At 34.3% G+C, this 12,419-nt stretch carries 11 protein-coding genes; 6 read left to right on the top strand and 5 right to left on the bottom strand.

Features of this window, described 5'->3' with window-relative positions; translation table 11 throughout:
* Positions 1-5 precede the first annotated feature (5 nt).
* The gene (locus QO200_RS13695; protein WP_371541012.1) at positions 6-302 is read right to left on the bottom strand and encodes a putative quinol monooxygenase; all 297 of its coding nucleotides are present in this window, start codon (positions 300-302) and stop codon (positions 6-8) included.
* A gap of 26 nt (positions 303-328) precedes the next feature.
* A complete protein-coding gene (locus QO200_RS13690) occupies positions 329-1,159 on the bottom strand; it encodes an S-adenosyl-l-methionine hydroxide adenosyltransferase family protein (RefSeq protein WP_371541011.1) in 831 nt (276 codons plus the stop codon).
* A 195-nt stretch (positions 1,160-1,354) separates the two neighbouring features.
* On the opposite strand from QO200_RS13690, the gene QO200_RS13685 reads away from it, so the two are divergent.
* Together QO200_RS13685 and QO200_RS13680 are read left to right on the top strand one after the other, a co-directional pair.
* Complete coding sequence (locus QO200_RS13685) at positions 1,355-2,305, top strand: PhoH family protein (protein WP_371541010.1); 951 nt, start codon at positions 1,355-1,357, stop codon at positions 2,303-2,305.
* Positions 2,306-2,455: 150 nt separating this feature from the next.
* Complete coding sequence (locus QO200_RS13680) at positions 2,456-3,271, top strand: SDR family NAD(P)-dependent oxidoreductase (protein WP_371541009.1); 816 nt, start codon at positions 2,456-2,458, stop codon at positions 3,269-3,271.
* Positions 3,272-3,350: 79 nt separating this feature from the next.
* Here QO200_RS13680 and QO200_RS13675 read toward each other — a convergent pair whose 3' ends face one another.
* Together QO200_RS13675 and hmpA are read right to left on the bottom strand one after the other, a co-directional pair.
* Complete coding sequence (locus tag QO200_RS13675; protein ID WP_371541008.1) at positions 3,351-3,800, bottom strand: Rrf2 family transcriptional regulator; 450 nt, start codon at positions 3,798-3,800, stop codon at positions 3,351-3,353.
* A 9-nt stretch (positions 3,801-3,809) separates the two neighbouring features.
* Positions 3,810-5,009: an NO-inducible flavohemoprotein gene (hmpA, locus tag QO200_RS13670; RefSeq protein ID WP_371541007.1), complete on the bottom strand. Its 1,200-nt coding sequence runs from the start codon at positions 5,007-5,009 to the stop codon at positions 3,810-3,812.
* A 241-nt stretch (positions 5,010-5,250) separates the two neighbouring features.
* On the opposite strand from hmpA, the gene QO200_RS13665 reads away from it, so the two are divergent.
* The 3 genes from QO200_RS13665 (at position 5,251) to QO200_RS13655 (ending at position 9,569) form a co-directional block, all read left to right on the top strand.
* Positions 5,251-6,111: a Cof-type HAD-IIB family hydrolase gene (locus tag QO200_RS13665; protein ID WP_371541006.1), complete on the top strand. Its 861-nt coding sequence runs from the start codon at positions 5,251-5,253 to the stop codon at positions 6,109-6,111.
* A gap of 63 nt (positions 6,112-6,174) precedes the next feature.
* Positions 6,175-8,523: a prolyl oligopeptidase family serine peptidase gene (locus tag QO200_RS13660; RefSeq protein ID WP_371541005.1), complete on the top strand. Its 2,349-nt coding sequence runs from the start codon at positions 6,175-6,177 to the stop codon at positions 8,521-8,523.
* Between the two features lie 92 nt (positions 8,524-8,615).
* The gene (locus QO200_RS13655) at positions 8,616-9,569 is read left to right on the top strand and encodes a phosphoribosylaminoimidazolesuccinocarboxamide synthase (RefSeq protein ID WP_371541087.1); all 954 of its coding nucleotides are present in this window, start codon (positions 8,616-8,618) and stop codon (positions 9,567-9,569) included.
* Positions 9,570-9,715: 146 nt separating this feature from the next.
* Here QO200_RS13655 and QO200_RS13650 read toward each other — a convergent pair whose 3' ends face one another.
* A complete protein-coding gene (locus tag QO200_RS13650) occupies positions 9,716-10,804 on the bottom strand; it encodes a M42 family metallopeptidase (protein ID WP_371541004.1) in 1,089 nt (362 codons plus the stop codon).
* Positions 10,805-10,885: 81 nt separating this feature from the next.
* Here QO200_RS13650 and QO200_RS13645 point away from each other — a divergent pair, with 81 nt between their 5' ends.
* Positions 10,886-11,563, top strand: coding sequence for a DUF4294 domain-containing protein (locus QO200_RS13645; RefSeq protein WP_371541003.1), 678 nt, complete (start codon positions 10,886-10,888; stop codon positions 11,561-11,563).
* The last annotated feature ends 856 nt before the right edge of the window (positions 11,564-12,419 follow it).

Below are 12,419 nucleotides of genomic sequence, written 5' to 3'. Positions count from 1 at the left end.
TAACTTTAAACTAAACAAACTAATTTATCAACGCTCCAGGCCTCAGGTTTATCGTTGAATAATTTTTTGGTAAAACTCCAAACTTCGTTAAACAATGCAGACTTTCTGTAGTTCTCCAAATCGTCTTCGGTTTCCCAATAGCTGTAAGTAAAAAAAATACTCTTATTGTTTTTATCTTGATACAATTCTAAAAAACGATTCCCATCAGCATTTCGGATTTTGTCTTTATTGGCCTCAAAATTTTCCATGAATGCGGGAATGTTTTCTTCGTGAAAACTCAATTTTACTATTCGTACAAACATTTAGATTTTCTATTTATGTTACTCTTCTAATTCTTAAATTGGATCGAAACCACATCTCTGTAATTTAATCCTAACAAGCTATTTGCTGAGCCCACGTTAGAAGGGTTGCTTCTAAAAACAGCAATTTCGAGAAAACCAGCTTCATTAAAAATGGCTAATTTTTCTCCTTCATAATTCTTAATCGGATATTTTTCAGAACTGGCAATTGCAGAGTAATTCGGCAAAATGGTTTTGATGTTTTTAGTTTTCATGATAATCTCATAGGGTCTGCCTTTGGCCGCTTCTACAAACTGTCTTTTGCTAATGTTAGTCACCACATTACCAAAATGGTCAATATAGATAACATGTCCTTTCAATATATTATTATCGTCAGAAATAACAGCTTTTAATTCGGTTATCTGTTTGATGCTATTAATCTCTTTACCAATAACGTTTAATAATCCGCCCTTGGCGATATGACAGGCGACCATAACAAAAACGTCCATGCCAGTTGCTTCACTAGATAGTCGATCATGAATGTTGATAGCAACCATTCTTTGAGGAACAATTTTCTGCGAAAGCATACTAAGAATACCATTATCGGCAGCAATAAAGTAGGAATCGTTCCATTGCATGACAATATGTTGATTCTCTTTATTCAATTCCATATCTACTCCTATCAAGTGAACGGTACCTTTTGGAAAACTCGAATAGGCCGCACTAATAATGTAACTTGCTTCAACTGTGTTGAATGGGTCAATATGATGCGAAATGTCGATAATTGAAGCTTCTGGATGCTCAGATAATATTTTCCCTTTCAACGCACCAACAAAGTGGTCTTTCAAGCCGTAATCGGTAGTAAGGGTAATTATTGACATATATTTTTTATAAATATTGGTGGATTCTAAAACTAATTTTCATTAAATTTGAGAAATGCAAATCTAATAATAGTAAATTCAAAAAAGCAAAAAACGAAAAACAAATTCCAAATAATAAGACAAATAATACGGAGGTTTAAAACCAAAACGGATTAGATTTATTAATTGATTAATTTTAATATAAAACTACAACTTTTGAACGAAAGAATAATCGAGCTCATAGACATCGCTCCAAAAGATTTTTGGGGCGCTCAAGACACTCATCTTGAAATGATTAAAAAATATTATCCAAAGCTTAAGATTGTTGCTCGTGGAACTACTTTAAAAGCATTTGGAGAAAAAGAAATACTAGACGAGTTCGAAAAACGTTTTCAACGGTTAATGCTGCATTTTACACGCTACAATAATATAGATAATAATGTAATTGAACGTGTCATTTTAGGCGAGAGCCAGGACGATAAAAGAACTCTGGTTAACGATAAAATTCTGGTGCACGGTGTTGGTGGTAAAATCATTAAAGCCATGACGCCTAACCAGCAATTATTGGTTGATACGATAAATAAAAACGACATGGTTTTTGCGGTAGGGCCAGCAGGAACAGGCAAAACCTATACAGGCGTTGCGATGGCTGTAAAAGCATTAAAAGAAAAACAGGTAAAACGAATCATCCTTACTCGTCCGGCAGTAGAAGCTGGCGAAAACTTAGGTTTCCTTCCTGGAGACATGAAAGAAAAACTGGATCCTTATATGCAGCCGTTATATGATGCATTAAGGGATATGTTGCCTAATGAAAAACTGGAAGATTATATTCTCAAGGGGATTATACAAATTGCTCCGCTTGCTTTTATGCGTGGACGAACGCTTGATCATGCTTTTGTGATTTTGGATGAGGCACAGAATACGACACATTCCCAAATGAAAATGTTTTTGACCCGTATGGGCAAAAGTGCAAAATTTATGGTAACCGGAGATCCCGGGCAAGTTGATTTACCTAGAAGAACCATTTCAGGTCTTAAAGAAGCTTTATTGGTTTTGAAGGATATTGAAGGAATTGGAATTATATATCTGGATGATAAAGACATTGTAAGACACAGATTAGTTAAAAAGGTGTTAGATGCGTATAAATACACAGAGAATCCAGACTAAAATAAAAATTGTATTTTTGACAGACAGTAAAATTACTACTATTTACGACCCCACTATGGGGTCGTACTTTTTAAACCAATAGTCAGTTTATTTGGTTGTAAGAAGATTCTAAGGAGTTGTTAGTTTATAATAGATTAAAAAAAATAAATATTGAAGAACGTACTCATAACGGGAGCTTCCGGAGGCATTGGAAAAGAAATAGCATTTCATTTTGCTGAAAATGGATGGAATGTCATAGCCACCATGATTCATCTGGACCATGGTAAAGAACTGCAAGGAGTAAAGAACATCAGCTGTTATTTGCTGGATGTTACTTCAACAGAAAGCATAACCCGCGCCAAGAAAAAAATAATTGAAGACTTTAAAAAAGTTGATGTTGTAATAAATAATGCAGGAGTAGGGTATCGCAGTTTTGTAGAACTAGCCGAAGATGCTGAAATCGATACTATTGTAGATGTTAACTGGCTTGGAGTGGTAAAAATATGCAGGGCATTTATTCCTGAATTTAGAGCTCAACAAAAGGGTCATTTTATAAATATTACTTCTATTGCGGGTTTAGTTAATTTGCCATTAGGGAGTTTTTACCATTCTACAAAACATGCCGTTGAAAGTTTTTCTGAATGTATGGCCTATGAACTAATTGATTTTAATATCAGCGTTTCTACGGTTCAATTTGGAAATACACCTTCTAGTTTTCAAAAAAATGTAGTTAAATCGGGTCGTTCTTCTTTGCCTTCGTATAATAATTTAATGGAGAAAATAAGTAATATATTGGAAAATAAAACCAATAAAAACACAGATTTAAAGCCGCAAATTATTCGGGAACTATTAAAAATTGCCGAAAATCCGCCTAAAAATTTTAAAAGATTTACGATTGGTTTTGATGCCAATAGTCTGATTTTCCTTAGATCTGGAATCGGCTACCGTTTATTTGGCAGGATAATTAGACAATCTATTTTTAAATAAACGTAAGCTGTTTTCAATAATAAATGACTTAAAGATGCGGGAAATAAAAGCGGCGATTAAGCAACTAATAAGTATGTTATTAAGAGTTATTTTGCGTATTTGGATTATCTCCAAAAATGGAATTCCAATCATTGAATTCAAGATCTGTCAAATTTGATTCGTTTAAACTCTCAATAAACAGGAGATAAGCTTTGTTGAATAACGATTTTAATTTGCAATTATGGGATTTAAAAATACAGGGTTTAGCATCGCAATTAATAATAGGAGATTCATCTTGTTCTAATAAATGGATTAGATCTCCCAAAGGAATTTGTTTCGCTTTTTCGGAAATTGTGATTCCCCCGCTTTTCCCTCTTTTTGTTAGTACTAATTGATTTGCCGCTAAAAATTGGACCACTTTAACGAGATGGTTTCGTGAGATTTTGAAAGCATTGGCTAAATCGTCCAAAGAGCTTTGCGAGCTGTCTTTTTTTTGATTCAAATACATCAAAACACGCATACTAAAATCGGTAAAATGGTTTAATTTCATACTGTTTTTTTAATTTAAAGCTAATAATTGGGGACCGAACTCTTCGTAAAAGATAGCGTCTTTTGTAACACCAAGTTCAATTAAAGATTGATATTGTTTTTTGATAAACAATTCAGGTCCGCAAATATAATATTTTGCATCGTTAATAATTATTTCTTCTTTATATTGATGCAGTTCTGCTCTTCCTTCGATAGCATTAGTTTCATGATCAGGTAGTGTTTCGTAAAAAACAAAAGAAGTTAACCAGTTACCCTTACGGTTCAGATCCTCGATTGCGTCTTTAAAGGCGTGTACATTTTCATTGCGACAGCTATGTATCCAAATCGTTTTATTTTTTTGAAGAGAATGGCTATTAGCCTCAACCATGCTCATCAAAGGAGTTACGCCAACACCACCACTAATCAGGACTAATGGATTTACCGATTCAGGATCAGCGTAGAAAAGTCCTGCAGGGGCGGTAACATCAATCGTTTCTCCGACTTTTTTAGTATGTAGCACATTCGAAACAAATCCATCAGGAGTAGAACGTCCTTTTTCGCTTTTAACTGATATACGATAGTATTCTTCGTTAAAACTACTGGATAAGCTATATTGCCTGGGTTGTTCATGCCCTAATTCAGGTATAAATGTTTTAACAGAAATATATTGTCCCGGAAAAAAAGTGGCAATAGCGTTTCCGTCTTTAGGTTTTAGATAGAAAGATTTAATCTCATCACTTTCGATTACTATTTTATCAATTACAAACGTTCTCCAGCCAATCCAACCTCCTTTTAAATCTGCTGTTTTTTGATACATTTCGGCTTCGATAGAAATCATTATTTGAGCCAATTCTGAATACGCACAGGTCCATGCATCTACTAATTCATCAGTTGCTGCTTCTCCTAGAACTTCTTTTATAGATTCGATTAAGTTATGTCCTACGATATCGTATTGCTCAGGGAGTATGTGTAAGCTAACATGTTTATTCCCAATGGACTTTAAAACATTTATTAAGACTGTTGGGTCGTCAATATTTTCGGCATAGGCCAATACAGCTCCAGTTAATGCATTCTGTTGTTTTCCATTGGCTTGGTTAGCCATATTAAAAATGTTTTTTAGTTCTGGATTGTTTGTCAACATTCTTTGATAAAAATAAGTCACCAAGGCATTACCACTTGACTTTAAGACAGGAACGGTAGCTTTTACTAGTTCTTTTTGTGTAGTATTCATGATTTTTTTATTTTAAATTTTTACAAAGGTAGCATAAAACACTTATTGTTGTATTTTAAATGCAACAATAAAAAAGTAGGCTAATTTTGTTTTAAAAAGCGAAGGGAAAGTTGTCTAAAAATTATGGGGGAAGGAGTAAGGATTCATTTTTTTTAAAGTATTAGAACCCCATCATAATTATATGCAAAGATTTTGTGAAGTATTGAATTAGTGTTGGAAGTTTCTTTAAAATTCGATATTTTTGAAAAGATTACAAATGAATATGAAAATTAGAATGTTAGAAGAGAAAATAAAAGTAGTAATAAGTGATTTAGATGGAACACTATTAAATAGAGAACACCGAATATCAGAATATACCAAAACAGTTTTTGCAGAACTTCACAATCAAGGATACCTTATTATTGTTGCTACAGGTCGTCATCATCTCGATGCCATGCCTATTGTTGAAGGCTTGGGTTTTCCGGTATACTTAGTAACATCAAACGGGGCACGCATTCACTCCCCAAAAAAAGAGCTCCTTTTTTCTCATAACATCAGTAGTGAAGCGATAAAATCTGTTTTATCCCTTGACATCAGTGAAGACTTTACCACTGTTGTATTTAAGGAGGATGTTTGGTTTACTAATAAACACAATGAAGCTTTAAACAGTTTTCAGACAGAATTGAATTATTTGCCTGAGCTTGTGAATTATGCTACCATGGAAGATTTAAGTGCCATAAAAATGTTTTTTACCCATGAGCGTCATTCAAAACTCATAGAACTAAGGGATAAAATAATAGAAAAGCATTCAGATGATTTTAGTCACGCTTTTAGTTTACCACTTTGTTTAGAATTTATGGACAAGACGGTCGATAAAAGTGTGGCTATTGCCAAGATTCTAGAAATAGAAAATCTAGATTTTCATGAGACTATTTCTTTTGGCGATGGTTATAACGATGAAAATATGTTAAATGCTACAGCCAAAGGATTACTGATGGGAAATGCTCCTGATAGTTTAAAAAGTAAGCTTTCTCACCTTGAAGTAATTTCAGCTAATTATGATAATGGCGTAGCTACTTATTTATCTGAAAAACTATTGAAACGAACTATTTTAAGTATCTAAGGTCATGATATTTTTTTAAATACGTTTCAAAGTGTATTTTTGTTTGGAAAAAACCACACAAAAATGATCAGAACTATTTTTATTGTAGTATTTATATTTTTCTCTTTTACGTCTCAAAGTCAAGTACTTCAGCTCGAAGACATCATGAAAGGAGATACCTTTATAGGAGAGCAGCCCTTTTCTGGAAGATGGTCTTTAGACAACAAAAAAGTCTATTTTGAATGGAATCCCAATAATGAGTTGGGAGCAAGTACTTATTTTTGGGAAAAAGGAATGTCAAAACCTCTATTAGTTGCAGCGCCTGAAGCTGCGTTCTCTAAACTAGATTTTAAAGGTAAACCGAATGCAGATATAGTATATTATATTGATAAAGGGGCTTTGTATTCGTATTCAATCCAAAATAAAACTAAGAAAAAACTATTGCAACAATCTAATCCAATTTCTAATTTACAATTAGGAACAGATGCGGGAATGTTGTTTTTTGAGCAAAATGAAAACATCCTTAAATTTGACACGAAACAAGGAACAGTTGTCCAACTCACTAATTTTAAACAAGGGAAAGAAAAGGAAAAAGAAGACGAGAAAGACAGTTTTTTAAAAACCCAGCAAAAAAAATTGTTTCAATTTGTTCGTGATCAAGAAGCAAAGAAAAATTGGAATAAGGCAAGAGCTGATGAAAATAAATCTGACTTTCCTAAAGCGTATTATTACGGGAAAAATTCTTTTGAAAGTCTGAAGATGGATCCAAAAGGGAATTACGCCGCTTTTAGACTAGTAGATGCTACGGAAAGTAAAAGCGAAATAATGGAAAATTTCATTACAAAAGACGGTTATAATCAGTCTGTAGACACAAAAAGAAAAGTGTCGGTAGCAAATTTAAACAAATCAAAATTCGGAATTTATTCGGTGGCGCAAGATTCAGTTTACTTTGTAAATTTTTCGTCATTAAGCCACATTCAAGACAAGCCAGACTACTACAACGAATACGAGAATTTAAAAAACAAAGAAAAGGAAGATAAGTTGCTTTTTGTTCAAGAACCTACCTACAGTCAAGATGGAACTTATGTCATTACAGAGATTAGAAGTCTGGACAATAAAGACCGCTGGATTGTGCAATTGAATTTAGAGAAAGCTACTTTTAAAGAGATTGATTATCAGCACGATGAATCTTGGATTGGTGGTCCGGGTATTCCGTCATATGCTTACAGTTCAGGAACTTTAGATTTTTTAGGGGATAACGAAACTATTTATTTCCAGTCAGAAGAAACAGGGTATTCACATTTATACACCTATAACTTAAAGACAAATAAGAAAAATCAACTCACAAAGGGAAATTGGGAAGTACGAGAAGTAACGCTTTCTAAGGATAAAAAATCTTTTTATTTAACTACAAATACAACACATCCAGGAAATAGGGGATTTTATAAGTTGGGAGTTTCTGGTGGTGAATTACAACCAATTCTTACTAAAGATGGAGCGCATGAAGTGACACTTTCTCCTGATGAAAATACATTGCTAGTTCGTTATTCTTATAAAAATAAACCTTGGGAGTTTTATACGGCACTAAATAAAAAAGAGGCTATTTTAACCCCTATAACACATTCTACTTCCAAAGAGTTTGAGGCTTATTCTTGGCGCACTCCTGAAGTAATTACTTTCAAGGCTCAGGATGGTACTAATGTTAATGCGAGACTGTACAAACCTGAAGCAGACAAATCAAATAAAGCTGCAATTCTCTTTGTTCATGGTGCTGGTTATTTGCAAAACGCCCATAATTATTGGAGTAGCTACCATAGAGAATACATGTTTCATAATTTATTAACGGACTTAGGATACACCGTTTTAGATATCGATTATAGAGGGAGTGATGGCTACGGACGTGATTTCAGAACAGGTATTTACCGTTTTATGGGCGGAAAAGATTTATCAGATCAAATTGACGGTAAAAAGTACTTAGTGGAAAACTTAGGAATTAACCCTGAAAAAGTAGGTATGTATGGTGGATCATATGGCGGTTTTATTACCCTAATGGCCATGTTGACAGAACCAAATGAATTTAAGTCGGGAGCAGCACTTCGTTCGGTAACAGATTGGGCGCATTACAATCATGGATATACGGGTAACATTCTTAATTTCCCGGAGACAGATCCTGATGCCTACAAGAAAAGTTCGCCAATTTATTTTGCGGATAATCTACAAGGAAACTTGTTGATGCTTCATGGAATGGTAGACAATAATGTGGAGTACAAAGACGTGGTGCGTTTGTCACAACGTTTTATAGAACTGGGAAAGAAAAACTGGAGTCTATCATCATTTCCTGTTGAAGCTCATGGCTTTAAAGAAACCTATTCATGGGTTGATGAGTATAGCCGAATATTGAATTTATTTAATACTACGCTTCTTGAAAAATAGTGTGTTTTATCCTCTTAATAATGTTTCAACAATTTTGTGTATCTCTGTGAAACAACCTATTTTTGCAAAACAACAACGCAACACTAATCATGATGAGTAATACAATTACAACCACTAATTTTAATTTCCCAAATCAAAAATCGGTTTACCGAGGTAAAGTTAGGGAAGTGTACAATATCAATGACGATCTTTTAGTAATGGTAGCTACAGACAGGCTTTCAGCTTTTGATGTAGTTTTGCCAAAGGGAATCCCTTACAAAGGACAGATTCTAAATCAAATTGCTACTAAATTCATGGAATTAACACAAGACATTGTTCCGAATTGGTTGATTGCGACTCCAGATCCTAGTGTAGCTGTAGGTCATTTATGTGTGCCTTTTAAAGTAGAAATGGTTATTCGTGGATACCTATCGGGTCATGCAGCTCGCGAATATGCGCTTGGTAAAAGAGAAATTTGTGGTGTAGCGATGCCAGAAGGATTAAAAGAGAACGATAAGTTCCCTACGCCAATTATAACACCAACTACAAAAGCGGATAACGGAGAACACGATGCCGATATATCAAGAGAGGACATTCTTTCAAAAGGAATCGTTTCTGAAGAGGATTATTTAGTATTAGAAAAATATACGAGAGCTTTATTTCAAAGAGGAACTGAAATTGCTGCAAGCCGTGGGTTAATCTTGGTGGACACCAAATATGAATTTGGTAAAAATAAAGACGGAGTTATTGTTCTTATAGACGAAATCCATACGCCGGATTCTTCTCGCTATTTTTATTCAGAAGGATATCAAGAAAGACAAGATAAAGGAGAAGAGCAAAAACAATTGTCAAAAGAATTTGTACGTCGTTGGTTAATTCAGAATGGTTTTCAAGGTTTAGAGGGACAGCAAATTCCTGATATGACAGAGGAATATATTGAAACTGTATCCGAAAGATATATTGAATTATATGAAAAAATCCTTGGTGAAAAATTTGTGAAGGCTGACATTTCAAATATCAATGAGCGAATTGAAAAAAACGTTCTGACATATTTAGAAAACAGATAATAAAGCAAAAACATCGATATAAAAGAAAACCGCAACCCTTGATGGAATTGCGGTTTTTTTTAGCCCTGATAGAAGCGATATCCTTTTTCTAGTTTCGTTTAGAAACCAGAAAAAGATAAAGCAGATAGCAGGAATAGCTACTAATCTTATTTAAAATAAGAAAAAGTTTCATTGTTCTCTAACTTCAATAGTGTTTCATATATTAATTTGATGACATTTTCTACATCATCACGGTGTACCATTTCGACAGTCGTATGCATGTAACGCAAAGGAAGTGAAATCAAAGCCGAAGCAACACCACCATTGCTATACGCAAATGCATCCGTGTCTGTTCCAGTAACTCTTGAAGAAGCGAGACGCTGAAAAGGAATTTTCTTCTCTTCGGCAGTGTCTAGAATTAGTTCTCTCAGGTTATTTTGAACTGCGGGTGCATAAGTAACAACAGGTCCTTTCCCTATTTTTGTCTCTCCTTCAACCTTCTTTTCAATCATTGGAGTCGTAGAGTCATGACATACGTCAGTAACAATAGCTACGTTTGGTTTGATGGTTTTAGTAATCATCTCTGCACCACGAAGACCTACTTCTTCCTGAACTGAATTAGTAATGTACAATCCAAACGGCAATTTTACTTTGTTTTCATGTAGTAAACGTGCTACTTCGGCAATCATAAAACCACCCATGCGGTTGTCAATGGCGCGACAAACGAATTTATTCTCGTTTAGAATCATGAATTCGTCAGGATAAGTGATCACGCATCCTACATGAACCCCCATTTTATCAACCTCTTCTTTTGTTTCACAACCTATGTCGATGAACAAATTACTAATTTTTGGAGTTTCTTCTTTTTCGCCTTTTCGGGTGTGGATAGCTGGCCATCCAAAAACACCTTTTACAATTCCTTTTTTAGTATGAATGTTAACGCGTTTTGAAGGGGCAATCTGGTGATCTGAACCTCCATTACGAATAACGTATATCAAACCATCGTCAGTGATGTAATTAACATACCACGAAATTTCATCGGCATGCCCTTCAATAACTACTTTATAAGGAGCGTCAGGATTAATAATCCCTACTGCTGTTCCGTAAGTGTCCGTTATAAATGTATCAACATAAGGTTTTAAGTACTCCATCCATAATTTCTGTCCTTCAGCTTCAAAGCCAGTAGGGGAGGCGTTGTTTAAATATTGCTCTAAAAATGTAATAGAGGATTTCTTTAATATCGATTTAGTGCTCATAAAATATATTTTTTGCTAAATTATAGAATTGGCATTACACTTGCGTATACAATGTATAATTTTACGCTAAATTTTTTCTTTATGCATTTTATTAGATTTTCTATTTTATTTCTTTTTCTAACAGTAATGGCACATGGTCAGGTTATTTCTAGAGACACTACAAAAATGGGTTACGTTTTACGGGATACTGATGAAGTGCTGAATGACACTATTGAACTGGAAGAAATTATTGTATCAAAAGAAAAGTTGGATCCCGATGCTAAGAAACAATTTCTGATTTTGCAAAGTAGAGTCTATAGAACCTATCCTTATGCCAAAATGGCTTCTGAAAGATTAACGCTTTTAAATAGAGGTATGGAAAGGCTTTCTACCAATAAAGAAAAGAAGAAGTATTTTAAGATAGTAGAAAGTTACCTCAATGACGAATTTGAGGCAAAACTTAAAAAATTGTCGCGCAGTCAAGGACGAATATTGGTAAAGTTAATCCATCGTCAAACGGGAACTACAACTTTCGACCTGGTAAAAACACTAAAAAGTGGATGGAAAGCCTTTTGGTCTAATACTGCAGCTAGCATGTTTGATATTAATTTGAAAACAGAATATGCTCCTTTTGAATCTAATGAAGACTTTTTGATAGAAACTATACTAGCAAGAGCCTTCGAATCGGGAAGATTGCAAAATCAAATGCCGGCACATCCTGTAGATATTGATAAGCTGAATGATTTCTGGGAATCAAAAGCACAGCAACCAAAACGATAAATACTATTTGGGCGTTTCCCATTATAAAAAAAAGAGGCTATACCTATATATAAGGATTAGCCTCTTTTTTTTTTATAATCGGTCGGGCTATTCGCTACAAGTCCTCGTCTCGTCCCAAAAGACGAGACTGTGGGCTTTTCGCTACTATCCCTAACGCAAAGAAAGAAGGTTAGGGTAAAATATGCAACGAAAAAAAAAACTGTTTTTGAATACGAAGACTTATAGAGGGTGTTTAATATTATCTAAAAAAAAAGTGTTTACTAATAGTTATAATTACAAAACAATTGTAAAAACGCTGTATTTGCATAGAAACTCCACAAACCTCGTCCATAAAGTCCCCCTCTCCTTGGGAGAGGGCCGGGGAGATGAAAAAACTTTCGTATTCAAAGAGCATATTTCCAGCGAGTTAAACCCACGGCTAAGAAACGCGTAAAAAAAAGGCGATAAAAAAGCTTGAAGTAGTGTATAAAGGAGTTACTTTTGCACCCGCAACAACGGCAAAGTTCATTAAAAGATTGGCAAGTAATTAAGGGGTTTAGGACTGGGAATTATTTCTAAAAATAAATCAAAAAAAGCTTGTGAGATTTGAATTAGCTTATTACTTTTGCACCCCGCAAAACATGCAAAGTTCCTTGATAGACTGGTAAGAAAAGATAAAGAAATAGAGATTTAAATCTTGAAAAAAACTTTAAATTTTTCTTGCGAGAAAGAAAAGAAATTGTATTTTTGCACCCGCTTCGAGAAACATGTTTAGCATGATAATTGAGGGGATAGATAAGAAAAGAACACGTTCCTAGACATATTGAATTGACAGCCGTTTTAACAGAGATGTTAGAACAAAAGAATAAAGAGTAAT

The sequence above is a fragment of the Flavobacterium sp. Arc3 genome (genome assembly GCF_041431375.1).
Taxonomy (GTDB): Bacteria; Bacteroidota; Bacteroidia; order Flavobacteriales; family Flavobacteriaceae; genus Flavobacterium.
This window is presented reverse-complemented; position numbering and strand designations above follow the sequence as displayed.